The following is a 24120-nucleotide window of genomic DNA, read 5'->3' as shown; positions in this document are numbered from 1 at the left end:
CGTATGACCCGCATCGGACGCGTCGAACGCACCACCAAGGAGACGTCCGTCCTGGTCGAAATAGACCTCGACGGCACCGGCAGGACCGAGATCTCCACGGGCGTCGGCTTCTACGACCACATGCTCGACCAGCTCGGGCGCCACGGCCTCTTCGACCTCACCGTGAAGACCGAGGGCGACCTGCACATCGACAGCCACCACACCATCGAGGACACCGCCCTCGCGCTCGGCGCCGCCTTCCGGGAGGCGCTCGGCGACAAGGTCGGCATCTACCGCTTCGGCAACTGCACCGTCCCGCTGGACGAGTCGCTCGCCCAGGTGACCGTCGACCTCTCCGGCCGCCCCTACCTGGTGCACACCGAGCCGGAGAACATGGCGCCGATGATCGGCGCCTACGACACCACCATGACCCGGCACATCCTGGAGTCCTTCGTGGCCCAGGCCCGGATCGCCCTGCACGTCCACGTGCCGTACGGGCGCAACGCCCACCACATCGTGGAGTGCCAGTTCAAGGCGCTGGCCCGGGCCCTGCGCTACGCCGCCGAGCGCGACCCGCGCGCGGCCGGCATCCTCCCGTCGACCAAGGGTGCGCTGTGAGCAACACCGCGATGATCCTCATCTTCGTCGGGCTCTTCCTGGCCGGCGGCGTGATCTCGTTCTGGAAGCAGAAGCAGGCGAAGGGCGTCATCCTCGTCCTCGCGCTGGGCTCGGCCATGTGCCTGGGCGCCGGCCTGATGCGCCTGTAACCGCGGCGGACGAAGACCGGCGAACGAAAGACTGGACACCTGAACATGGGCAAGAACGTCGTGGTGCTCGACTACGGCTCCGGCAACCTCCGCTCGGCGCAGCGCGCCCTGGAGCGGACCGGCGCCACCGTCACCGTCACCTCCGACTACCAGAAGGCGATGGACGCCGACGGCCTGCTCGTCCCCGGCGTCGGCGCCTTCGAGGCCTGCATGCGCGGACTGAAGTCGGTCCGCGGGGACTGGATCGTCGGACGCCGGCTGGCCGGCGGCCGACCGGTCATGGGCATCTGCGTGGGCATGCAGATCCTCTTCGAGAAGGGCGTCGAGCACGGGGTGGAGACCGCCGGCTGCGACGAGTGGCCGGGCACCGTGGAGCCGCTGGAGGCCCCGGTCGTCCCGCACATGGGCTGGAACACCGTGGACGCCCCCGAGGGCAACCGGATGTTCGCCGGCCTGGACGCGGACGCCCGCTTCTACTTCGTCCACTCCTACGGGGTGCGGCACTGGGAGCTCGAGACGCACAGCGCGCGGATCAACCCGCCGCTGGTCACCTGGGCCACGCACGGGCAGCCGTTCGTGGCGGCGATCGAGAACGGCCCGCTCTGGGCCACCCAGTTCCATCCCGAGAAGTCCGGCGACGCCGGCGCCGCCCTGCTGACCAACTGGGTCAACACCCTCTGACCACGGAAGACGTGTACCTCATGAGCCGCCTCGAACTGCTGCCCGCCGTCGACGTCCGGGACGGGCAGGCCGTCCGCCTGGTCAAGGGCGCCTCCGGCACCGAGACCTCCTTCGGCGAGCCGCTCGCCGCCGCCCTCGCCTGGCAGAGCGCCGGCGCCGAGTGGCTGCACCTGGTCGACCTCGACGCCGCCTTCGGCACCGGCTCCAACCGCGAGCTGGTCCGCGGGATCACCGAGACCCTCGACATCAAGGTCGAGCTGTCCGGCGGCATCCGCGACGACGCCTCGCTGGCCGCCGCCCTCGCCACCGGCTGCACCCGGGTCAACCTCGGCACCGCCGCCCTGGAGAGCCCGGACTGGGTCGCCAAGGTCATCGCCGAGCACGGCGACCGGATCGCCGTCGGCCTGGACGTGGTCGGTACCACCCTGCGCGGCCGGGGCTGGACCAGCGAGGGCGGCCAGCTCTTCGAGGTGCTGGCCCGCCTGGACGCCGAGGGCTGCGCCCGCTACGTGGTCACGGACGTCAACCGGGACGGCACCCTGACCGGCCCCAACCTCCAGCTGCTGCGCGACGTGTGCGCCGCCACCGACCGTCCGGTGGTCGCCTCCGGCGGCGTCTCCTCGCTGGACGACCTGGTCGCGATCGCCGGCCTGGTCGGCGAGGGAGTCGAGGGCGCGATCGTCGGCAAGGCACTCTACGAGCAGAAGTTCACCCTCGAAGAGGCGTTGGAGGCGGTTTCGGGATGACGGAACGTCGGATCGTGCGCGGCCGGGTCGACGGGTTCTCCCCCTGGGAGGAACTCCTCGGCGCGTCGCAGGCGATCGCCGTCGGGGACCACGTCCACGTGGCCGGCGCCAGGCCGCTGGTGGACGGCGTGCTGCAGGGCGAGGGCGACCCCTACGAGCAGGTGCGGGCCGCCTTCGGCAACGCGCTGGAGGCCCTGGCCGCGTACGGTCTGACGGCGGACGACGTGGTCCGCACCCGGGTGTACCTCACCCACTCCCGTGACATCGACGCGGCGGGCCGCGCCCACCAGGAACTCTTCGGGGCCGTGCGCCCGGTGGCCACCGTCGTGGTGGTGCAGAGCCTGGTCGACTCGCGGCTGCTCGTCGAGGTCGAGCTCGACGCCCACCGCGCCGGACTCGCCGCCACCCTGGAAGCTCTGGAAGGCAAGCAGCCGTGACCCTCGCAGTACGTGTCATCCCCTGTCTGGACGTCGACGCCGGCCGTGTGGTCAAGGGCGTCAACTTCCAGAACCTGCGGGACGCCGGGGACCCGGTCGAGATGGCCAGGCTCTACGACGCCGAGGGCGCCGACGAGCTGACCTTCCTCGACATCACCGCGTCCTCCGGCGACCGCGAGACCACCTACGACGTGGTCCGCCGCACCGCCGAGCAGGTGTTCATCCCGCTCACCGTCGGCGGCGGCATCCGCGCCGTCGAGGACGTCGACAAGCTGCTGCGGGCCGGCGCCGACAAGGTCGGCGTCAACACCGCCGCCATCGCCCGCCCCGAGCTGGTCCGCGAGATCGCCGCACGGTTCGGCCGCCAGGTGCTGGTGCTGTCGGTGGACGCCCGCCGCTGCGCCGAGGGCACCGAGACCGCCTCCGGCTTCGAGGTCACCACCCACGGCGGCCGCAAGGGCACCGGCCTGGACGCCGTCGAGTGGGCCGGCCGCGCCGCCGAGCTGGGCGCGGGCGAGATCCTGCTCAACTCGATGGACGCCGACGGCACCAAGGACGGCTACGACCTGGAGCTGATCCGGGCCGTCCGCGCGGCCGTGTCCGTCCCGGTGATCGCCTCCGGCGGCGCCGGGAAGCTCGCCGACTTCGCCCCCGCGGTGGAGGCCGGCGCGGACGCGGTGCTGGCCGCCAGCGTCTTCCACTTCGGGGACCTGCGGATCGGCGAGGTCAAGGACGCGCTGCGGGAGGCCGGGCACCCGGTCCGCTGAGTGTGCGGTGCGCGGCCTGCCCGGTCCGGTCCGGCGCGCGGCCGGGCGGTCGCGCGCCGGACCGGGGGCGCCACCCGTCAGGCGTCCTTCGGCGGCTCGCCCTTGATCAGGGCGAACGGGGCGCCGAACGGGTCGGCCAGCCAGGCGATCCGGCCGACGTCCGGCACGCTCTCCGGGCCCATCAGCACGCTCGCCCCGGCGGCGGTGGCCCGGGCGACCACCGCGTCCACGTCGGAGGAGCCGAAGTACGGCGTCCAGTACGGCGGCCCGGAGTCGGCCATCACCGGGGCGATGCCGCCGAAGGTGGTGGCCCGCAGGTCGCCCTCGGCCGGGGAGAGCACCTTGTACGTCATGCCGGGCGCCGGGAAGTCCTCCTCGCGCCAGCCGAACACCGTCCGGTAGAAGCCGAAGCCGGCGTCCACGGAGCCGGTGTGCAGCTCGATCCAGATCAGCGCGCCGTCCTCGGACACGGCGTCCAGGCCGGTGACGGCGCCCGGCTGCCAGACCGCGAACTGCGCGCCCTGGGGATCGGTCAGCTGGGCCATCCGCCCGGCCTCCATCACGTCGAAGGCCGGGACCCGGACGGTGCCGCCGGCCCGCTCGACGGCGGCGGCGGTGGCCTCGGCGTCCGGAGTGCGGAAGTACGTCGTCCAGGCGGAGCGCGCGCCCTCCTCGGTGAGCCGGCCGACGGCGGCGACCGTCCGGCCGTCCGACTGGAGGAAGCCGTAGCCCTCGGCCTCCGGGCCGGCCGACCGGAAGGTCCAGCCGAACACCGCCCCGTAGAACGTGGCGGCGGCGGCCGGGTCGGGGCTGCCGAGGTCGATCCAGCAGGGGGAGCCGGCCGGGAAGTCGGTGGTGAGCATGGTGTCGCGTCCCTTCGAGGGAGACGGTAACGACGGGCAGGGGCCGGACGGCCGCCGCCGTGGGCCCGGCGACGCCCCTCCCGGCCACCTGCGAGTCTGCACCCCGCCACCGACATCCGCAGCCGGGGCGGGGACCGCCGGCCCTGCCGGCGCTACTCGCGCTCGGGGAGCGGGAGGGCGTGCCGCAGCGCCTCGACGGCGTCGTGCGGGCCGTCCACCTCGACCCGGGTGCGGGCACCCCGGCCGAAGGCCAGCAGCACCAGCTCGCCCGGCTCGCCGGTGATCCGCACCGTCGCCGGTCCGGCCGGGCCGACGGCCAGGGTCCGGCCGTCGGGGTGGCACAGCTCCAGCCGCACCGGGGAGCGGCGGCCCGCCTCCATCCGGGCGGGCAGCGACAGCCGGCGCCAGAGCGCCTCGGCCCGGCCGGCCGGCACCGCCGTCGGCGCCGGCCCGTCGCCGGCCCGGGCGACGTCCTCGGCGTGCACGTAGTACTCGACGGTGTTGCCCGCCTCGTCCGCGCCGGGCAGCGAGAACAGCGAGAACGGGGGCGGACCGGCGCGGAACATCCGGACCAGCTCCTCGTACGGCCGCCCGGCGTAGGACTCCTGCACCCGGTGGGTCCAGCCGGCCAGCGGGCCGATCCGGATGCCGGCGGCGGCGTCCGGCCGCCGCTCGCGGATCACCAGGTGGGCGGCGAGGTCGCGGGTGGACCACCCGGCGCAGAGGGTGGGCGCGTCCGGCCCGGCGGCGGCCAGCAGTTCGGCCAGACGGTGGCGCTCGGCGAGAGCGTGGTTAGACATGCCGCCCACCCTACGAGTGCCGACGGGGGGTCAGCGCAGGTGTCCGGTGAGCTTGCCGGTGTCCGGCCGGTTGCCCGCCGTCAGGATGCAGGTGTAGTCGCGCCAGCCCTGCTGGTAGAAGGCGTAGCTCGGGCCCACCGGGTAGCTGTAGTACGGCCCGCCGCCGCCCTGCCGGGCCTCGGCGGCGGCCTGGGCGTCCTTGCAGCCGTCCCGCATCGCGTTGGCGACCTGGTAGTCGCCGGTCAGCCCGTCGGGCAGCAGCTGGTCGGCGATCGCCTCGCCGTCGTGCTTGCCCTCGCAGGGGCGGGCCTCCGGCTTGGTGACCGTCCGGCTCAGCTGCGGGTGGTCCAGGCAGGTGCCGACGGTGAAGAAGCTGTACGGGACCACCTTGGTCGGTGTCGGGGTCGGTGTGGGGGTCGGCGTGGGCGTGGGTGTCGGGGTGGGCGTCGGCGTCGCGGTGGGGGAGGGTGGGGGCGGCGCGGGGGCCGGGTCGTCCGCCGGCCACAGCAGGACCGTGGCGACCACCGCGAGCAGCAGCACCAGCACCGCCGCGACGCCGACCCGCAGGCCCCGGGACGGCCGGGCGTCCTCGCCGCCGGGGCGCTCGCCGGTGAGCCCGTCCGGGCGCCCGCCGGGGCGGTCGGCGGCGGACCGTTCGGCCGCGGACCGGTCGCGGCCGGGCGGCTCGGCGGGCCCGGCGGAGTGCTGCTCGGAGGTCATGACCACGAGAATGGCGCAGAGCGGGGGCACCCGGCAGGCGGTTGGCACAACTCGTTCGATCGGATGGTCCTCCCGGCCGGGCGCCGCCCCCGCGCGCGCCCGCCCCGACCTGCGCCCACGGGCCCGGCCGCGATCCGGACGGCGGCCCTGGCGGCCGGAGCGGGCTGTCACAATGGCCCCATGTCCACCACACCCGCCGCTCCCGGCTCCACCGCCCTGGCCCCCGAGATCGCCGCCCGGCTCAAGCGGACCGCGGACGGACTGCTCCCGGCCGTCGCCCAGCAGTACGACACCGGCGAGGTGCTGATGCTCGGCTGGATGGACGACGAGGCGCTGCACCGCACCCTCACCACCGGCCGCTGCACCTACTGGAGCCGCAGCCGCAACGAGTACTGGGTGAAGGGCGACACCTCCGGCCACGTCCAGCTGGTCAAGTCCGTCGCGCTGGACTGCGACGGCGACACCCTGCTGGTCAAGGTCGACCAGACCGGCGCGGCCTGCCACACCGGCGACCGCACCTGCTTCGACGCCGACGTGCTTCCGCTCGGCTGAACCGCCCGCTCCGCCCCTCCCCGTAAGGTGCCGCCCGCATGGACCTCGAAGCCTTCCGCAAGCTCGCCGTCGACACCCGGGTCATCCCGGTCACCCGCAGGCTCCTCGCGGACGGCCTCACCCCGATCGGCCTCTACCGCGGCCTCGCCGCCGAGCGCCCCGGCACCTTCCTGCTGGAGTCCGCCGAACAGGGCCGCAGCTGGTCGCGCTACTCCTTCGTCGGGGTCCGCAGCGCCGCCACCCTGACCGTCGGCCCCGACGGCGACGCCCGCTGGCTCGGCGCCCCGCCGGTCGGCATCCCCACCACCGGCGACCCGCTGGAGGTGCTGCGCGCCGCGCTGCGCACCCTGCACACCCCGCGGCACCCCGACGACGGCCTGCCGCCGCTCACCGGCGGACTGGTCGGCTACCTCGGCTACGACGTGGTGCGGCGCCTGGAGAAGCTGCCCGACCTCAACCCGGACGACCTGCGGCTGCCCGAGCTCACCATGCTGCTCGCCACCGACCTCGCCGTGCTCGACCACGTCGACGGCACCGTGCTGCTGATCGCCAACGCGGTCAACCACAACGACCTGGAGAGCGGGGTGGACGAGGCCTACGCGGACGCCGTCGCCCGGCTCGACCGGATGGAGGCCGACCTGCTGAGGCCGGTCGACCCGGGCCTGGCCACCTTCACCCCGACCGGCCCCGGCGAGGTCCGCTCGCCGTTCGGCGGGGCGCCCTACCGGGCCGCGGTGGAGGAGATCAAGGAGCGGATCCGGGCCGGCGAGGCGTTCCAGGTGGTGCCCTCGCAGCGCTTCGAGGCACCCTGCCCGGCCTCCGCGCTGGACGTCTACCGGGTGCTGCGCACCACCAACCCCAGCCCGTACATGTACCTGTTCCGCTTCCCCGGCCCGGACGGCGGCGCCGAGGGCGGCTTCGACGTGGTCGGCTCCAGCCCGGAGGCGCTGGTCAAGGTCACCGACGGCGAGGCGATGCTGCACCCGATCGCCGGCACCCGGCACCGCGGCGCCACCCCGCACGAGGACGCCGCGCTGGCCGCCGAACTCCTCGCCGACCCCAAGGAGCGGGCCGAGCACCTGATGCTGGTGGACCTCGGCCGCAACGACCTCGGGCGGGTCTGCGAGCCGGGCAGCGTCGAGGTGGTCGACTTCATGCAGATCGAGCGCTACAGCCACGTCATGCACATCGTCTCCACGGTGACCGGGAAGGTCGCCGAGGGGCGGACCGCCTTCGACGTGCTGACCGCGTGCTTCCCGGCCGGCACGCTCTCCGGCGCGCCCAAGCCGCGGGCGATGCGGATCATCGAGGAACTGGAGCCCACCCGCCGCGGCCTGTACGGCGGCTGCGTCGGCTACCTGGACTTCGCGGGGGACTCGGACACCGCGATCGCGATCCGCACCGCGGTGCTGCGCGACGGCACGGCCTACGTCCAGGCCGGCGCCGGCGTGGTCGCCGACTCCGACCCGCACGGCGAGGACACCGAATGCCGCAACAAGGCCGCCGCCGTCCTGCGGGCGGTCGCCACCGCGAATACGCTGCGTAGGCCGTAGGCCCCAGGGGCCCCGCGCGCGTCGCGGGGCCGCCGCAGCGGAAGGGACGACAGCATGCCTGACGTGCAGCGGAGGATCGTGGCCGCCGCCAGGGAGCAGCTGCTGCGGCAGTCCGGCGGCCACGGCGGTGTGCGCTCCGTGCTGAGCGGGGACGGGCGGGAGAGCCGGCTCCTGGTGCTGGCGCCGGGGGCGTCCTCGGACGCCGCCGGCGGCTACCGGACCGCCGACGCGCTGGTGGTGCTGGAGGTCGCGCCGGTGCCGGAGCCGACCGGGGGCCACCGCGCCCACGCGGACGCGCGGGTCCCGCTGTACGTCCTGGTGGACCCCGGGGAGGCGGTCTGCACGGTGCACAGTCGGCCGCTGCCGGGGGTGGGGTACCGGGAGGCGGAGCGGGTGCCGTTCGGGAACGATCTCTTCCTGCCGCTGGGGGAGGGGACGCTGGTGCTGGAGACGGGCGACTTCCCGGTCGGGCCGCCGACCCCGGGTGCGGCGGCGGGGTGAGGACGGGGGACACTGGTCCGGTGACCGCTGAAGCCCGTACCGACGCCGTGTCCGCCGACCCCGCCGCCGCCCCGGCGCCCGCCGCGCGGGCCGGCCGGCGCACCCTCGGGGTGATGCTGCTGCTCACCGTGCTGGGCGCGGTGCTGGTGCTGACCGCCGCCGGGAGGGTCTGGGCCGAGGGCCTGGCCGGCACCCTGGAGGTGTCCGTCACCGGTGGGAAGATCTCCGAACTGCCCGCCGGGCTGGCCCTGGTGGCCCTGGCGGCGGCGGTCGCGGTGTTCGCCGCGCGCGGCGCCGGCCGGCTCGCGGTCGGGGCGCTGACGGTGCTGGCCGGGCTGGGCGCGGCCGCGGCCGCCGCGGCGGGCGCCGGGGACACCGCCGCGCTGGACGCCGAGGCGGCCCGCAAGCTGGCGCTGACCGGTTCCGCCGCGACCGGGGTCGGGCACACCGCCTGGCCGTGGGTGGCGCTGCTGGGCGGGCTGCTGCTGGCACTGGCCGGCTTCCTGACCGTCCGCTACGGGCGCGGCTGGCCGGCCATGGGCAGCCGCTACGAGGCGCCGACCGGTGGGGCGCCGGACCGGCGTTCGGCGGCGGCCGAGACCCCGGCGGACCTGTGGAAGGCGCTGGACCGGGGCGAGGACCCGACCGCGCGGTGAGCCGGGCGGAGCGGGTCGCACTGTGACGCGATAGACCCGCCACCCGCTTTGGGCCGCCGCTGTACGGCCCGGCACAATGGAGACGTCAACCCGCCAGGGGCCCGCAGGCCCGGCCGGGGCCCCGAGAGCGTAGGAGCACCATCTGATGTCTGCAGGAACGAAGGCCGCCAGCGGCCACACCGTCGCCGCCTGGACCGGCGTGACGATCTCCTTCATCGGCTTCGCCATCGCGGGTGTCGCGATGATCCTGCCGTCGGTGCTGCTGGTCTGGGGCGGCCTCGCGGTCGTCGTGCTGGGCGGCGTGGTCGGCAAGGCCATGTCGATGGCGGGCATGGGCGCGCAGCCCAGCGCCCACGTCTACACCCCGGAGGAGCAGGCGGCGCTGGCCGGCAGCGCGGCCTGACCCGGTCGGACCTCCTCACGTGAACGGCGGGCGGCAGGCCCGCCGTTTCGTTTCTCCCGCGACGGCGCCGGGAGGGGCACAATCATGGGCGTGAACGCCGCCCCCGCCCCCACCGCCGCCGCCCGGCCGTCCGGCCCCCGCCGGCTGGTTCCGCCGCTGGCCGCCGCGGTCGCCGTGGCCGTCCCCGCCGGGTACATCGCCGCGGTGGACCCGAACAACCCCGGGCACTACCCGGACTGTCCCTTCCTCGCGGCCACCGGCTGGTGGTGCCCGGGCTGCGGGGGGCTGCGCTGTGTGCACGCGCTGACCCACGGGGACTTCAACGGGGCCCTGCACGACAACGCGGTGGCGGTGCTGCTGTTCGTGGTGCTGGCGGTGCTCTGGGCGCGCTGGCTCTGGGCGGCGCTGCGCGGACTGCCCGGGCCGCGGCTGGCGCTCGGGCCCCGGCGCTGGGTGCTGGTGGCGCTGTTCGTGCTGGTCTTCACGGTGGTCCGCAACCTGCCGGTCGGCGCCGGTCTGGCCCCGCCGTCGGTCTGAGCCCGGTCCCGGCCGGTCCGAGTCGGTTCGAGCCGGTTCGAGTCGCGGAGCGCCCGGGCCTTCCCCCGGTGGTGCGGCCGGGCGGGGTGGCGGAGCGGTGAAGGCGCAGGCCGGAGCCCCCGGACGGTGTCCGTACCACGAGACGCGCGCCGGGCGGATGCGCTGTGCGCCCCCCCGTGCCGATACCATCGAAGGGCCGGAGGCCCATTGGCCCCGGCTCCTCGCCAGTCAGTACCGGCAAATCATGATGGGGGCGCCCGAGTGAGTGTGCTCGACTCGATCGTCGAAGGGGTCCGCGAGGACCTCGCCGAGCGACAGGCCCGGGTCTCGCTGGACGAGCTCAAGGAGCTCGCCGCCAAGGCCCCGGACGCCAAGGACGGCGTGGCCGCACTGCGCGGCGACGGCATCCGGGTGATCTGCGAGGTCAAGCGCTCCAGCCCGTCCAAGGGCGCGCTGGCCACGATCGCGGACCCGGCCTCCCTGGCGACCGACTACGCGGCCGGCGGTGCCGCCGCGATCAGCGTGCTGACCGAGCAGCGCCGCTTCGGCGGCTCGCTGGCGGACCTGGACGCCGTCCGCGCCGCCGTGGACACCCCGCTGCTCCGCAAGGACTTCATCGTCACCGCCTACCAGCTGTGGGAGGCCCGCGCGCACGGCGCCGACCTCGCGCTGCTGATCGTCGCGGCCCTCGAGCAGCCGGCCCTGGTGTCGCTGATCGAGCGCGCCGAGTCGATCGGCCTCACCCCGCTGGTGGAGGTGCACGACGAGGAGGAGATCAAGCGCGCGGTGGACGCCGGGGCGCGGATCATCGGCGTCAACGCCCGCAACCTCAAGACCCTCGAGGTGGACCGCAACACCTTCGGCAATGTCGTCCACGCGATCCCGGACGGCATCGTCAAGATCGCCGAGTCCGGGGTGCGCGGTCCGCTGGACGTGATCTCCTACGCCAACCTGGGCGCGGACGCGGTCCTGGTCGGCGAGTCCCTGGTGACCGGCAAGGACCCGCGGGCCGCCGTGGCCGACCTGGTCGCGGCCGGCGCCCACCCGGCGATCCGGCACAAGGACTGATCCCGCCGCCATGAAGATCGCCACTCGTCTCGCCCCCGGCTGCCGCCCGCGCGGCTGCCGCGCGCCCGCGCGCCGGGTGCTGGGGCGGCGGGTGCGGTACGTCATCGGCTGCGAGCCCGGACAGGTCCCCGGGAAGCGATGGCGTCCGACGTCCGGCTGACCGCAGCCATCAGACGTCACGTCATCCGTCGACATCACCCCGAAGGACTTCACCATGTCCGAAAAGTCCGAGAACCCCTCCGCGGGGCCCGAGCGGGACCACCTGCCCGGCACCGAGGTGCCCGACGCGCGCGGCTACTTCGGCGCGTACGGCGGCCGCTTCATCCCGGAGGCGCTGGTCGCCGCCGTGGAGCAGGTCGCCGAGGAGTACGAGAAGGCCAAGTCCGACCCGGCCTTCGCCGCCGAGCTCGACGCGCTGCTGAAGGACTACACCGGCCGCCCCAGCCCGCTGACCGATGTGCGGCGGTTCTCCGCCGAGGCCGGCGGCGCGCGGATCCTGCTCAAGCGCGAGGACCTCAACCACACCGGCTCGCACAAGATCAACAACGTCCTGGGGCAGGCCCTGCTCACCAGGCGGATGGGCAAGACCCGGATCATCGCCGAGACCGGCGCCGGCCAGCACGGCGTGGCCACCGCCACCGCCTGCGCCCTGTTCGGCTTCGACTGCACCATCTACATGGGCGAGGTCGACACCCAGCGCCAGGCGCTCAACGTCGCCCGGATGCGGATGCTGGGCGCCGAGGTGGTCTCCGTGACCTCCGGCAGCCGGACGCTCAAGGACGCCATCAACGAGGCGTTCCGCGACTGGGTCGCCAACGTCGACTCCACCCACTACCTGTTCGGCACCGTGGCCGGCCCGCACCCGTTCCCGATGATGGTCCGGGACTTCCACCGGGTCATCGGGATCGAGGCGCGCCAGCAGGTGCTGGACCGCACCGGCCGGCTCCCCGACGCGGTCGTGGCCTGCGTCGGCGGCGGCTCCAACGCGATGGGCATCTTCCACGAGTTCATCCCGGACGCCGGGGTGCGGCTGATCGGCTGCGAGGCGGCCGGCGAGGGCGCCGAGACGCCCAGGCACGCCGCCACCCTGACCAAGGGCGACCCGGGGGTGCTGCACGGCTCCCGGACGTACGTGCTGCAGGACGAGGACGGCCAGACCATCGAGTCGCACTCGATCTCGGCCGGCCTCGACTACCCGGGCGTCGGCCCGGAGCACGCCTGGCTGAAGGACACCGGCCGGGCCGAGTACCGCCCGGTCACCGACGACGCCGCCATGCAGGCGCTGCGGCTGCTGTCCCGCACCGAGGGCATCATCCCGGCCATCGAGAGCGCGCACGCGCTGGCCGGCGCCCTGGAGCTGGGCCGCGAGCTCGGACCCGGGGCCACCGTGCTGGTCTCGCTGTCCGGCCGCGGCGACAAGGACATGCACACCGCCGCCGAGTACTTCGGCCTCTACGACGAGCCGGGCGCCGGCTCCGCCCACGGGGGTAAGTGACCATGGCTTCCAAGCTCAGTGGCATCCTGGCCGCCGCCAAGGCGGAGGGCCGCGCCGCGCTGATCGGCTACCTGCCGGCCGGCTTCCCGTCCGTGGACGGCGGCATCCGCGCCGTCGGCGCGCTGATCGAGGGCGGCTGCGACATCGTCGAGATCGGCCTGCCGCACTCGGACCCGGTGCTGGACGGCCCGACCATCCAGACCGCGGACGACATCGCGCTGCGGGGCGGGGTGCGGATCAAGGACGTGCTGCGCACCGTCCAGGAGGTGGCCGCGGCGCACCCCGCCGCGGCGGTGCTGGTCATGACCTACTGGAACCCGGTGGACCGGTACGGCGTCGCGCGGTTCGCCGCCGACCTGGCCGCGGCCGGCGGGGCGGGCTGCATCCTGCCGGACCTGCCGGTGGAGGAGTCCGTGGAGTGGCGCAAGGCGGCCGAGGAGCACGGTCTGGACACCGTGTTCGTGGTCGCGCCGAGCAGCAAGGACCGCCGGCTCGCGGAGGTCACCGCGGCCGGCAGCGGTTTCGTGTACGCGGCCGCGGTGATGGGCGTGACCGGCAGCCGGGCCCAGGTCGGCGACCTCGCCGAGGACCTGGTCGCCCGGACCAGGGCCACCACCGAGCTGCCGGTCTGCGTCGGCCTCGGGGTGTCGACCCGTGAGCAGGCGGCGCAGGTCGCCGGGTTCGCGGACGGCGTCATCGTCGGTTCGGCCTTCGTCCAGCGGATCCTGGACGCGGACGGGGACGAGGGGGCCGCGCTGGCGGCGGTCCGCGAGCTGGCCGGCGAGCTGGCGCAGGGCGTCCGCCGCAGCTAGATCCGCTTTCGGTTCTGTCACCGACGGCCCGTCATCTCCTCGGAGGTGGCGGGCCGTCGGCGTTCCGCCGGGCGCGGGCGGCCGGTCGGACCCGAACGGGTGAACACTGCGGGGCGCGCGCATCAGCGGGGGTTGACCGGCGTTGAGTGGAGGGACGAGTGCACGAACCACGCGCCCCCGGGGGCGCGGGAGCGAGCGGAAGGGGTCGGCCGATGCCCGGTCTTCAGCGAGCCGTGCTGCTACGGGCGGCCGCGGCCGCGCTGGCCCTCGGCGCCGCGCTCGGGGCGCAGGCGGCGGTCGTCCCGGCCCTGGCCAAGAGGGGGGTGGAGCGGGCCGAGCGGGACGCGTACGTGTGTGCCGAGGCGGTCCGGATGGAGGCGGTGGTCCGGGCCGGCCGCTCGGACCCGCAGGGGCGGCCGGCGCTCCTCGGCGACGGCCGGTCCGAGGCCGGGAGATCCGAGGCTGGGAGGTACGGCCCCGGGAGGTACGAGGTCGACCGGTACGACCTGGGGTGGCCGCCCGGCTGCGACCCGACCACTCGTTAGGGTGAAACCGGGTCAACAACTATCAATGTTCACTCTTTCGGCTTAATTCGCGAAACCGGAGGAACCCGGCGTCACCGTCGGCGGTTCATAGGGCGTGACGGTGTTTCCCGAGGGGGTTGTCCGGATGGCCGGGCCGGTGACGGAGTGGGTCGGCACGGCGGCCCGGTTGAGCCTGGCCGTGGTCTGGGGCTGGGCGGGGCTGGCGAAGATCGCCGACCCGGCGGAGGCCGCCCAGGCGGTGCGCGCGTACGAGATCCTGCCCGAGGCGCTGGTCAAACCGGTCGGCCACGGGCTGCCCTTCCTGGAGCTGGCGCTCGCGCTGCTGCTGGTGGTCGGCCTGGGCACGCGCCTGGTCGCGGCGCTCTCGGCGGGGCTGCTGCTCGCCTTCATCGCCGGGATCGCCTCCGCCTGGGCGCGCGGCATCTCCATCGACTGCGGATGCTTCGGCGGCGGCGGGGCGGTCGACTCCTCGCAGACCGAGTACCTGCAGGAGATCCTGCGCGACACCGGGTTCCTGCTGCTGGCCGGCTGGCTGCTCCGGTGGCCCCGCACCAAGTTCTCGGTGGACGGCTGGCTGGCGCGCTGAGCGCCCCGTCCTCCCACCGCACCACCCCCGCCCCCGAATCTGGAATGTCCAAGGCTGATGAGCGAGAAGAACCGAGAAGGCAAGCGCACCGCCCGCGAGCGGATGCTGGCGGACCGGGCCGCGGACGAGGCCCGCGGCCGGAAGAAGAAGAAGCTGATCATCGGCGGGGTGGCACTCGCGGTGATCGCCGCCGCCGTGGTCACCGGCGTGGTGGTGCAGGACCAGCGCTCCAAGCCGGAGACCCCCACCGCCGCCCCGGCCGGCACCATCGGGGACAAGAACCTGGTGATCCCGGTCGGCTCCGACAACTCGCCCGCCGTCCTCACCGTCTACGAGGACCCGCGCTGCCCCGCCTGCGGCACCTTCGAGCGGGAGTTCTCCTCCACCATCAGCCAGCTCGAGGACGCGGGCAAGATCTACACCAACTACCACATCGTCTCGTTCATCGACCGGGCCGTGCCCGGCAAGGGCTCCCGCTACGGCGCCAACGCGCTGGCCTGCGCCCAGGACGCCGGGCACTTCCGCGACTACCACGACGTGCTCTACCGCAACCAGCCGGACGAGACCAGCGACGCCTTCGGCGACAAGGCGACCCTGATCAGCCTCGGCAAGCAGGTCAACGGCCTCGACACCCCCGCCTTCGAGGCCTGCGTCAACAACTCCACGTACAGCGGATGGGTGTCGGCGGTCCAGCAGGACTTCGACAAGTCGAGCTACAAGTCCACGCCCACCGTGCTGCTCAACGGACAGCCGATCTACCCGAAGTACAACAACGAGGAGATCACCCCGGCGAACCTGGTGAAGTGGGTCGACGCCGCCAACCAGGGCAAGACACTGGGCACCCCGGGCACCCACGGACAGTCGCCGGCCCCCACCAGCACCGCCTCGGAGAGCAACAACCCCTCGCCGAAGGCCGGCTGAGCCGGACGCCCGCGCCGCGGCCGCCGCCGTCCCCTCCCCGGCCGGAGGGGGCGGCGGCGGGCCGTGCTCCGGGCCCGCCGCCGATCGGTGCACCGATCTGTGCACCGACTGTGACCCGCCGGGGTGTCCTGGACGGGCCGTCGACCCTGTAGCGTCGGAGCTGCCATGGATATCGCCTACATTCCCAGCCCGTCGCGGGGCGTCCTGGAAATCGGACCCGTCCCGCTGCGCGCCTACGCCTTCTGCATCATCCTCGGTGTCGTCGTCGCCGTCTGGCTCGGCAGCAAGCGCTGGGTCGCCCGCGGTGGTGGCAAGCACACGGTCGGCGACATCGCCGTCTGGGCTGTGCCGTTCGGCCTGGTCGGCGGCCGGCTCTACCACGTGATCACCGACCACCAGCTGTACTTCGCCGAGGGCAAGAACCCCTGGAACGCCTTCAAGATCTGGGAGGGCGGCCTCGGCATCTGGGGCGCGATCGCGCTGGGCGCGGTCGGCGCCTGGATCGGCGCCCGCCGCCGGGGCGTGCCGCTGCCCGCCTACGCCGACGCGATCGCCCCCGGCATCGCGCTCGCCCAGGCGCTGGGCCGCTGGGGCAACTGGTTCAACCAGGAGCTCTACGGCCGCGAGACCACCCTGCCGTGGGGCCTGGAGATCAAGAAGACGCTGCCGAGCGGTGAGGTCGTCACCGGGATCTACCACCCGACCTTCCTCTACGAGTCGCTCTGGTGCGTGGGCGTCGCGGCGCTGGTGATCTGGGCGGACAAGCGCTTCACCCTGGGCCACGGCCGGGCCTTCGCGCTGTACGTGGCCGCGTACACGGTGGGCCGGTTCTGGACCGAGTGGCTGCGCATCGACGACGCGCACCACATCTTCGGCCTGCGGCTGAACGACTGGGTGGCGATCTTCGTCTTCCTCGGCGCCGTCGCGTACCTCGTGATCGTCGGGAAGAAGCACCCCGGCCGCGAGGACCCGGCGAGCATCGACCCGATGGCGGCGGCGGAGGACCGGGCGGTGGCCGCGCCGGCCGACCGGACCGCCGACGAGCCGGGTGGCACGTCGGACGAGAAGCCGGGCGACGCGTCGGGCGGGAAGCCGGACGGGGAGTCGGAGCGGAAGTCGGGCGGGAAGGCCCAGGACGCCCTCGCCGAGAAGCTCGACAAGTTGGAGAAGAAGGACGCCGGGAACCCCGCCTGAGCTGCGCCGATCCAGGCCCCCGGCCGCCCTCCGCACCCTGTGCGGAGGGCGGCCGCCGTCATGTTCGGACAGCCTTACTTTGCTGGAAATGCCCAGGTCAACAGGGCTACGGTCAGTAAGTAAGGCGATCGGACCAATGGACGGAGGGGGAAGAGTCGTGACCGCGACCATCCTGGAGCACGAGGCCGGGCAGCACCCGCGGATACCCGCGGCGGGGCACCACCGGGACGTCAACGGCGGCTGGCTGCGGCCGGCGGTGTTCGGCGCGATGGACGGACTGGTCTCCAACTTCGCGCTGATGACCGGCGTCGTCGGCGGCGCCGTCTCCAGCAGCACGGTGGTGCTCACCGGCCTGGCCGGGCTGGCCGCCGGCGCCTGCTCGATGGCGGCGGGGGAGTACACCTCGGTGGCCTCCCAGCGGGAGCTGGTACAGGCCGAGATCGAGGCGGAGCGGCTGGAGCTGAGCCGCAACCCGCACGGCGAGCTGGCCGAGCTGGCCCAGGTGTACGTCGACCGCGGAGTGGAACCGGAGCTCGCCCACGAGGTGGCGCGGCAGCTGTCCGCCGACCCGGACCGGACGCTGGAGGTGCACGCCCGGGAGGAACTGGGCGTCGACCCCAACGACCTGCCCTCGCCCTGGGTGGCGGCCGGGTCCTCCTTCGTCTGCTTCGCGGTGGGCGCGCTGCTCCCGCTGCTGCCGTACCTGCTGGGCGCGACCTCGCTGGTGCCGGCGCTGCTGCTCTCCGCGGCCGGGCTGTTCGCCTGCGGCGCGGTGGTGGCGCGGGTGACCGCGCGCAGCTGGTGGTTCAGCGGGCTGCGGCAGCTGCTGCTGGGCGGGGTGGCCGCCGGGGTGACGTATCTGCTGGGGTGGCTGATCGGCGGGCAGATCGGCTAGGGCCGCACTTTGCAAAGTGCACTTTGCAAAGTCTGCCGGGACTTTGCAAAGTCCCGGTCCGGACCTGCGGAGGCGCGCGCCGGGGGGCCGGGGGCGGGGGTCGAGGGTCGGGGAGCGGGTCCGGTCGGCGGGGGGACGGCACGCTGTGCTGTTGCATGGTTATGCATACCCCTGGGTGACATTGCGCACATGGGGCTCCGGCTCCGCCTGGCTTGTCTCAGTATTCGAGCCGATCGGGCCGAGGAATCGCATCTGCCGATCGAGTGTGGGAATGGATTCGCAGGCGCCCCTGGTCAATGCCCGTGGCGGGCGGATGTCGCCCCTGTTTCAGGCGGTCGACGGCCGGGCACAATCGTCAGGGCGTGCGGCGCGGCACGCCCTCCCGCAGCACCCGTGACCTGCGGATCCGTCCCGCGATGTGGACGAGGTATCCCGCTTCCCGGGATGTTCGGCATCATGTAACTTGCACGAAATCGCATCAGGGCCAACGTCGTCCCTACTGCACCAGCCTCCAAAGACGACGACGGGAGAGCCGATGCTGTCTGCATCCATGCACTCCGCCAACGAGCCCCAGGCCGGCGCCGCCCGCCCGCCGTACGCGCTCGTTCCGGATGCGCGACCTGCTGCTCAGGGCCTGTACGACCCGCGAAACGAGCACGACGCCTGTGGCGTCGGATTCGTCGCCACGCTGACCGGCATCGCCGACCACACCGTCGTCGAGCAGGCACTGACCGTGCTGCGCAACCTGGAGCACCGCGGCGCCACCGGCGCCGAGCCGGACTCCGGTGACGGCGCCGGCATCCTCACCCAGGTCCCCGACGCCTTCCTGCGCGCCAAGGTCGACTTCGAACTCCCGGCCGCCGGCTCCTACGCGGTCGGCATCGCCTTCCTGCCCGACGCCGACGACCAGGACGCCGCCGCCGTCGCGCGGATCGAGGCCATCGCGGCCGAGGAGGACCTGACCGTCCTCGGCTGGCGCGACGTCCCGGTCACCCCGGACCTGCTGGGCGCCACCGCCCGCGGCGTCATGCCCCGGTTCCGCCAGCTGTTCCTCGCCGGCGCGGACCGGAGCGGCATCGAGCTCGACCGGGTCGCCTTCGTGGTCCGCAAGCGCTCCGAGCGCGAGGCCGGGGTCTACTTCCCGTCGCTGTCCGCGCGCACCATCGTCTACAAGGGCATGCTGACCACCGGCCAGCTGGAGCCCTTCTTCCCCGACCTGTCGGACCGGCTCTACGCCTCCGCGCTCGGCCTGGTGCACTCGCGCTTCTCCACCAACACCTTCCCGAGCTGGCCGCTCGCCCACCCGTACCGCTTCGTCGCGCACAACGGCGAGATCAACACGGTCAAGGGCAACCGGAACTGGATGACCGCCCGGGAGTCCCAGCTCGTCACCGACCTGATCCCGGCCAACCGCAACGGCCAGGGCCTGGAGCGGATCTTCCCGATCTGCACCCCGGACCACTCCGACTCGGCCTCCTTCGACGAGGTCCTGGAGCTGCTCCACCTCGGCGGCCGCTCGCTGCCGCACGCGGTGCTGATGATGATCCCCGAGGCGTGGGAGAACCACGTCACGATGGACCCGGCCCGCCGCGCCTTCTACCAGTACCACTCCAACCTGATGGAGCCCTGGGACGGCCCGGCCTGCGTCACCTTCACCGACGGCACCCGGATCGGCGCCGTGCTGGACCGCAACGGCCTGCGCCCCGCCCGCTACTGGATCACCGAGGACGGCCTGGTCGTCCTCTCCTCCGAGGTCGGCGTGCTCGACATCGAGCAGACCCGGGTGGTCAAGAAGGGCCGGCTGCAGCCCGGCCGGATGTTCCTCATCGACACCGCCGAGCACCGGATCGTCGAGGACGAGGAGATCAAGTCGGCGCTGGCCGCCGAGCACCCCTACGCGGAGTGGGTCGAGGGCGGGCAGATCGAGCTCACCAGGCTCCCCGAGCGCGAGCACATCGCGCACACCCACGCCTCCGTCACCCGCCGCCAGCAGACCTTCGGCTACACCGAGGAGGAGCTGCGGGTCGTCCTGGCGCCGATGGCGAAGACCGGCGCCGAGGCGCTCGGCTCGATGGGCACCGACTCGCCGATCGCCGCGCTGAGCGAGAAGCCGCGACTGCTGTTCGACTACTTCGTGCAGCTCTTCGCGCAGGTCACCAACCCGCCGCTGGACGCCATCCGCGAGGAGCTCGTCACCTCGCTGCTGTCCAACCTCGGCCCCGAGGGCAACCTGCTGGCCGCCGAGGCCGCGTCCTGCCGCTCGGTCGGCATCACCTTCCCGGTGATCGACAACGACGAGCTGGCCAAGCTGGTCCACATCAACGCGGACGGCGACCAGCCCGGCCTCAAGGCCGTCACGCTGTCCGGCCTGTACCGGGTCGCCACCGGCGGCGAGGGCCTGGCCGCCCGGCTCGCCGCCATCGCCGCCGAGGCGGACGCCGCGATCGCCGACGGCGCCCGGATCATCGTGCTCTCCGACCGGCACTCCGACGCCGAGCACGCCCCGATCCCCTCGCTGCTGCTCACCTCGGCGATCCACCACCACCTGATCCGCACCAAGCAGCGCACCCGGGTGTCGCTGCTGGTCGAGGCCGGCGACGTGCGCGAGGTGCACCACGTCGCGCTGCTGATCGGCTACGGCGCCGGCGCGGTCAACCCGTACCTGGCCATGGAGTCGGTCGAGGACCTCGTCGCCCAGGGCACCTTCCTGACCGGTGTCGAGGCCGAGAAGGCGATCAAGAACCTGATCAAGGCGCTCGGCAAGGGCGTGCTCAAGGTGATGTCCAAGATGGGCATCTCCACCGTCGCCTCCTACCGCGGCGCGCAGGTCTTCGAGGCCATCGGCCTCGCCCAGGAGCTGGTCGACGCCTACTTCGCCGGTACCACCAGCAAGCTCGGCGGCATCGGCCTGGACGAGGTCGCCAAGGAGACCGCCGCCCGGCACGCCAAGGCGTACCCGGCCTCCGGCATCCCGGCCGCGCACCGCGCCCTGGACATCGGCGGCGAGTACCAGTGGCGCCGCGAGGGCGAGCCGCACCTGTTCGACCCGGACACCGTCTTCCGGCTGCAGCACTCCACCCGCAACCGCCGGTACGACATCTTCAAGCAGTACACGGACCGGGTGAACGAGCAGTCCGAGCGGCTGATGACGCTGCGCGGCCTGTTCAAGCTGGACGGACTCGGCCGCACCCCGGTGCCGGTCGAGGAGGTCGAGCCGGTCTCCGAGATCGTCAAGCGGTTCTCCACCGGCGCCATGTCGTACGGCTCGATCTCCCTCGAGGCGCACGAGACGCTGGCGATCGCGATGAACCGCCTCGGCGCCAAGTCCAACACCGGTGAGGGCGGCGAGGACCCGGACCGCCTGTACGACCCGGAGCGCCGCTCGGCGATCAAGCAGGTCGCCTCCGGCCGCTTCGGCGTCACCTCCGAGTACCTGGTCAACGCCGACGACATCCAGATCAAGATGGCCCAGGGCGCCAAGCCCGGCGAGGGCGGCCAGCTGCCCGGCCACAAGGTCTACCCGTGGGTCGCCAAGACCCGGCACTCCACCCCGGGTGTCGGTCTGATCTCGCCGCCGCCGCACCACGACATCTACTCGATCGAGGACCTGGCGCAGCTGATCCACGACCTCAAGAACGCCAACCCCGAGGCCCGCATCCACGTGAAGCTGGTCTCCGAGGTCGGCGTCGGCACGGTCGCGGCCGGCGTCTCCAAGGCGCACGCGGACGTCGTGCTGGTCTCCGGACACGACGGCGGCACCGGCGCCTCGCCGCTCACCTCGCTCAAGCACGCGGGCGGCCCCTGGGAGCTCGGCCTCGCCGAGACCCAGCAGACCCTGCTGCTGAACGGCCTGCGCGACCGGATCGTGGTGCAGACCGACGGCCAGCTGAAGACCGGCCGCGACGTGGTGATCGCCGCGCTGCTGGGCGCCGAGGAGTTCGGCTTCGCGACCGCTCCGCTGGTGGTCTCCGGCTGCATCATGATGCGCGTCTGCCACCTGGACACCTGCCCGGTCGGCGTCGCCACCCAGAACCCGGTGCTGCGCGAGCGCTTCTCCGGCAAGCCGGAGTTCGTGGTCAACTTCTTCGAGTTCATCGCCGAGGAGGTCCGGGAGATCCTGGCCGAGCTGGGCTTCCGCTCGATCGAGGAGGCCGTCGGCCACGCCGAGCACATCGACGCCGAGGCCGCGGTCGACCACTGGAAGGCCGCCGGGCTCGACCTGGCCCCGCTGTTCCACGTGCCCGAGCTGCCCGAGGGCGCGTCCCTGCACCGCACCACCACGCAGGACCACTCGCTGGACAAGGCCCTGGACAACCAGCTGATCGACCTGGCCCAGGACGCCCTGGAGAACGGCGACGCCGTCCGCATCCAGCTGCCGATCCGCAACGTCAACCGGACCGTCGGCACCATGCTCGGCCACCACGTGACCAAGCGGTACCGCGGCGAGGGCCTGCCCGAGGGCACCATCGACGTCACCTTCACCGGCTCGGCCGGCCAGTCCTTCGGCGCCTTCGTGCCGCGCGGCGTGACGCTGCGGCTGGAGGGCGACGCCAACGACTACGTCGGCAAGGGCCTGTCCGGCGGTGTGCTGGTGGTCCGCCCGGCCCGCGACGCGGCGGCCATCGGCAACGACGCGCAGAACCACGTCATCGCCGGCAACACCATCGGCTACGGCGCCACCAGCGGCCGGATCCACCTGCGCGGCAAGGCCGGCGAGCGGTTCGCCGTCCGCAACTCGGGTGCCACCCTGGTCGTCGAGGGCGTGGGCGACCACGCGCTGGAGTACATGACCGGCGGCCGGGTCGTCATCCTCGGCGAGACCGGGCGCAACCTGGCGGCCGGCATGTCCGGCGGTGTCGCCTACGTGCTGGACCTGCGCCCGGCGAACGTCAACAGCGGCATGGTGGGCATCGAGGCCCCCGGTGCCGCCGACCGCGAATGGCTGCGCGAGACGGTGCAGCAGCACTACGAGGAGACCGGCTCCACGGTCGCGGCCGAGCTCCTGGCGGACTGGGGCAGCGGGGTCTCCCGCTTCTCCACGATCATGCCGACCGACTACAAGGCAGTGCTCGCCGCCAAGGACGCCGCTGAGCGCGATGGCCTCTCCGAGGCCGAGACCACTCGCAAGATGATGGAGGCGGCACGTGGCTGACCCCAAGGGCTTCCTGACCACGCCCAAGCAGCTCGCCGAGCGGCGTCCCGTGGACGTGCGCATCCGGGACTGGAACGAGGTCTACGTCGAGCGCAGCCTGCTGCCGATCATCACCAAGCAGGCCGGCCGCTGCATGGACTGCGGCATCCCGTTCTGCCACAACGGCTGCCCGCTCGGGAACCTCATCCCCGAGTGGAACGACCTCGCCTACCGGGACGACTGGTCCGGCGCGATCGAGCGGCTGCACGCGACCAACAACTTCCCGGAGTTCACCGGGCGGCTCTGCCCGGCGCCCTGCGAGTCGGCCTGCGTGCTCGGCATCAACCAGGACGCGGTGACCATCAAGAACGTCGAGGTCACCATCATCGACAAGGCCTGGGACCGCGGCGGGGTCACCCCGCAGGTGCCGGAGCGGCTGTCCGGCAAGACGGTCGCCGTGGTCGGCTCCGGGCCGGCCGGCCTGGCCGTCGCCCAGCAGCTCACCCGGGCCGGGCACACCGTGGTGGTGTACGAGCGGGCCGACCGGATCGGCGGCCTGCTGCGGTACGGCATCCCCGAGTTCAAGATGGAGAAGCGCCACATCAACCGCCGCGTCGAGCAGATGCGCGCGGAGGGCACCCGGTTCCGCACCGGTGTGCACGTGGGCGAGGACATCACCGGGCAGCAGCTGCGCGAGCGCTTCGACGCGGTCGTCGTCGCGGCCGGCGCCACCACCGCCCGCGACCTGCCGGTGCCCGGGCGCGAGCTCAAGGGCGTCCACCAGGCGATGGAGTACCTGCCGCTGGCCAACAAGGTGCAGGAGGGCGACTTCGTCGAGCCGCCGATCAGCGCCAAGGGCAAGCACGTCGTGGTCATCGGCGGCGGCGACACCGGCGCGGACTGCGTCGGCACCGCCCACCGCCAGGGGGCGGCGTCGGTCACCCAGCTGGAGATCATGCCGCGACCGGGCGAGGAGCGGCCGGCCGGCCAGCCCTGGCCGACCATGCCGATGACCTACAAGGTCACCTCCGCGCACGAGGAGGGCGGCGAGCGGATCTACTCCGTCTCCACCACCCACTTCAGCGGCGACGAGGAGGGCAACGTCCAGGAGCTGCACCTCGTCGAGGTGGAGTTCAAGGACGGCAAGTTCGAGCAGGTGCCGGGCAGCGAGCGGGCGATCCCGGCGCAGCTGGTCACCCTGGCGATGGGCTTCACCGGCACGGACGTCCGGAACGGTCTGGTCGAGCAGCTGGGCGTGGACCTCGACGCACGCGGTAATGTGTCCCGGGACGCGAAGTTCGCCACCAATGTCGATGGCGTCTACGTCTGCGGCGATGCCGGCCGTGGCCAGTCGCTGATCGTCTGGGCCATCGCGGAGGGCCGCTCGGCCGCTGCGGCGGTCGACACCTACTTGGGCGGCAAGACCCCGCTGCCCGCACCGATCCGGCCGACGGACCGCCCTCTGGTGGTCTGATCCGGTCCAGGTAACCCGGCGCTGCACTCGCCGGGTC

General features: G+C 73.3%; 26 protein-coding genes. 23 read left to right on the top strand and 3 right to left on the bottom strand.

Annotated features, from left to right (window positions below):
- Window positions 1-3: 3 nt before the first annotated feature.
- The 6 genes from hisB to hisF are packed head-to-tail and all read left to right on the top strand — an operon-like array spanning window position 4 to window position 3377.
- On the top strand, window positions 4-597 hold the full coding sequence (gene hisB, locus IF01_RS0101810) for an imidazoleglycerol-phosphate dehydratase HisB (protein WP_030391413.1): 594 nt from the start codon (window positions 4-6) through the stop codon (window positions 595-597).
- Between the two features lie 11 nt (window positions 598-608).
- Window positions 609-746 (top strand): CG2302 family histidine operon protein, encoded by a 138-nt coding sequence (locus IF01_RS48865; RefSeq protein WP_037778773.1) that lies wholly within the window; start codon window positions 609-611, stop codon window positions 744-746.
- 45 nt (window positions 747-791) lie between these two features.
- The gene (gene hisH / locus IF01_RS0101800; RefSeq protein ID WP_030391411.1) at window positions 792-1427 is read left to right on the top strand and encodes an imidazole glycerol phosphate synthase subunit HisH; all 636 of its coding nucleotides are present in this window, start codon (window positions 792-794) and stop codon (window positions 1425-1427) included.
- Between the two features lie 20 nt (window positions 1428-1447).
- Window positions 1448-2173, top strand: coding sequence for a bifunctional 1-(5-phosphoribosyl)-5-((5-phosphoribosylamino)methylideneamino)imidazole-4-carboxamide isomerase/phosphoribosylanthranilate isomerase PriA (gene priA, locus IF01_RS0101795; protein WP_030391410.1), 726 nt, complete (start codon window positions 1448-1450; stop codon window positions 2171-2173).
- Window positions 2170-2610, top strand: coding sequence for a Rid family hydrolase (locus tag IF01_RS0101790; protein ID WP_030391409.1), 441 nt, complete (start codon window positions 2170-2172; stop codon window positions 2608-2610). Before priA ends, IF01_RS0101790 begins: the two co-directional genes overlap by 4 nt.
- Window positions 2607-3377, top strand: coding sequence for an imidazole glycerol phosphate synthase subunit HisF (gene hisF / locus IF01_RS0101785; protein ID WP_030391408.1), 771 nt, complete (start codon window positions 2607-2609; stop codon window positions 3375-3377). Before IF01_RS0101790 ends, hisF begins: the two co-directional genes overlap by 4 nt.
- A 77-nt stretch (window positions 3378-3454) precedes the next feature.
- On the opposite strand, the gene IF01_RS0101780 is transcribed toward hisF, so the two are convergent.
- The 3 genes from IF01_RS0101780 to IF01_RS41175 form a co-directional block, all read right to left on the bottom strand.
- Window positions 3455-4240 (bottom strand): VOC family protein, encoded by a 786-nt coding sequence (locus IF01_RS0101780; protein WP_030391407.1) that lies wholly within the window; start codon window positions 4238-4240, stop codon window positions 3455-3457.
- 152 nt (window positions 4241-4392) lie between these two features.
- On the bottom strand, window positions 4393-5040 hold the full coding sequence (locus IF01_RS0101775) for a TIGR03085 family metal-binding protein (protein ID WP_030391406.1): 648 nt from the start codon (window positions 5038-5040) through the stop codon (window positions 4393-4395).
- 30 nt (window positions 5041-5070) lie between these two features.
- Window positions 5071-5760, bottom strand: a complete 690-nt coding sequence (locus tag IF01_RS41175; RefSeq protein ID WP_157855137.1) for a hypothetical protein — start codon at window positions 5758-5760, stop codon at window positions 5071-5073.
- Between the two features lie 180 nt (window positions 5761-5940).
- Here IF01_RS41175 and hisI point away from each other — a divergent pair, with 180 nt between their 5' ends.
- The 17 genes from hisI to IF01_RS0101685 all read left to right on the top strand — a co-directional run bounded on the left by hisI (window position 5941) and on the right by IF01_RS0101685 (window position 24083).
- On the top strand, window positions 5941-6312 hold the full coding sequence (gene hisI / locus IF01_RS0101765; protein WP_030391405.1) for a phosphoribosyl-AMP cyclohydrolase: 372 nt from the start codon (window positions 5941-5943) through the stop codon (window positions 6310-6312).
- Window positions 6313-6350: 38 nt separating this feature from the next.
- Window positions 6351-7865 (top strand): anthranilate synthase component I, encoded by a 1515-nt coding sequence (locus tag IF01_RS0101760; protein ID WP_030391404.1) that lies wholly within the window; start codon window positions 6351-6353, stop codon window positions 7863-7865.
- Between the two features lie 54 nt (window positions 7866-7919).
- Complete coding sequence (locus tag IF01_RS43445) at window positions 7920-8366, top strand: hypothetical protein (RefSeq protein WP_030391403.1); 447 nt, start codon at window positions 7920-7922, stop codon at window positions 8364-8366.
- Between the two features lie 20 nt (window positions 8367-8386).
- A complete protein-coding gene (locus IF01_RS0101750) occupies window positions 8387-9022 on the top strand; it encodes a TIGR02234 family membrane protein (protein WP_037778613.1) in 636 nt (211 codons plus the stop codon).
- Window positions 9023-9167: 145 nt separating this feature from the next.
- Window positions 9168-9425 carry an HGxxPAAW family protein gene (locus IF01_RS0101745; RefSeq protein ID WP_030391401.1) on the top strand — a complete coding sequence of 86 codons (258 nt, stop codon included), beginning with the start codon at window positions 9168-9170 and terminating at the stop codon, window positions 9423-9425.
- 84 nt (window positions 9426-9509) lie between these two features.
- Complete coding sequence (locus tag IF01_RS0101740) at window positions 9510-9962, top strand: DUF2752 domain-containing protein (RefSeq protein ID WP_030391400.1); 453 nt, start codon at window positions 9510-9512, stop codon at window positions 9960-9962.
- A 261-nt stretch (window positions 9963-10223) separates the two neighbouring features.
- Complete coding sequence (trpC, locus tag IF01_RS0101730) at window positions 10224-11030, top strand: indole-3-glycerol phosphate synthase TrpC (RefSeq protein WP_030391399.1); 807 nt, start codon at window positions 10224-10226, stop codon at window positions 11028-11030.
- A 10-nt stretch (window positions 11031-11040) separates the two neighbouring features.
- Window positions 11041-11190 (top strand): tryptophan biosynthesis modulator TrpM, encoded by a 150-nt coding sequence (gene trpM, locus IF01_RS51505; protein WP_369826235.1) that lies wholly within the window; start codon window positions 11041-11043, stop codon window positions 11188-11190.
- 54 nt (window positions 11191-11244) lie between these two features.
- Window positions 11245-12525: a tryptophan synthase subunit beta gene (gene trpB, locus IF01_RS0101725; protein ID WP_051754814.1), complete on the top strand. Its 1281-nt coding sequence runs from the start codon at window positions 11245-11247 to the stop codon at window positions 12523-12525.
- A gap of 2 nt (window positions 12526-12527) precedes the next feature.
- Entirely contained in the window at window positions 12528-13337 is an 810-nt protein-coding gene (trpA, locus tag IF01_RS0101720; RefSeq protein WP_030391397.1) for a tryptophan synthase subunit alpha, read from the top strand.
- 212 nt (window positions 13338-13549) lie between these two features.
- The gene (locus tag IF01_RS0101715; RefSeq protein WP_030391396.1) at window positions 13550-13882 is read left to right on the top strand and encodes a hypothetical protein; all 333 of its coding nucleotides are present in this window, start codon (window positions 13550-13552) and stop codon (window positions 13880-13882) included.
- A 124-nt stretch (window positions 13883-14006) separates the two neighbouring features.
- Window positions 14007-14468 carry a MauE/DoxX family redox-associated membrane protein gene (locus IF01_RS0101710; RefSeq protein WP_030391395.1) on the top strand — a complete coding sequence of 154 codons (462 nt, stop codon included), beginning with the start codon at window positions 14007-14009 and terminating at the stop codon, window positions 14466-14468.
- A gap of 57 nt (window positions 14469-14525) precedes the next feature.
- Window positions 14526-15389, top strand: a complete 864-nt coding sequence (locus IF01_RS0101705; RefSeq protein ID WP_030391394.1) for a DsbA family protein — start codon at window positions 14526-14528, stop codon at window positions 15387-15389.
- A 165-nt stretch (window positions 15390-15554) separates the two neighbouring features.
- A complete protein-coding gene (gene lgt, locus IF01_RS0101700; protein WP_030391393.1) occupies window positions 15555-16583 on the top strand; it encodes a prolipoprotein diacylglyceryl transferase in 1029 nt (342 codons plus the stop codon).
- A gap of 136 nt (window positions 16584-16719) precedes the next feature.
- A complete protein-coding gene (locus IF01_RS0101695; RefSeq protein ID WP_078879573.1) occupies window positions 16720-17478 on the top strand; it encodes a VIT1/CCC1 transporter family protein in 759 nt (252 codons plus the stop codon).
- 550 nt (window positions 17479-18028) lie between these two features.
- Entirely contained in the window at window positions 18029-22630 is a 4602-nt protein-coding gene (gene gltB / locus IF01_RS0101690) for a glutamate synthase large subunit (RefSeq protein WP_199523370.1), read from the top strand.
- Complete coding sequence (locus IF01_RS0101685) at window positions 22623-24083, top strand: glutamate synthase subunit beta (protein WP_030391390.1); 1461 nt, start codon at window positions 22623-22625, stop codon at window positions 24081-24083. Before gltB ends, IF01_RS0101685 begins: the two co-directional genes overlap by 8 nt.
- The last annotated feature ends 37 nt before the right edge of the window (window positions 24084-24120 follow it).

This window comes from Kitasatospora purpeofusca, from assembly GCF_000718025.1.
Classification (GTDB): domain Bacteria; phylum Actinomycetota; class Actinomycetes; order Streptomycetales; family Streptomycetaceae; genus Kitasatospora; species Kitasatospora purpeofusca.
The sequence above is the reverse complement of the archived record's forward strand: the minus strand, read 5'-3'. Positions and strand labels throughout refer to the sequence as shown.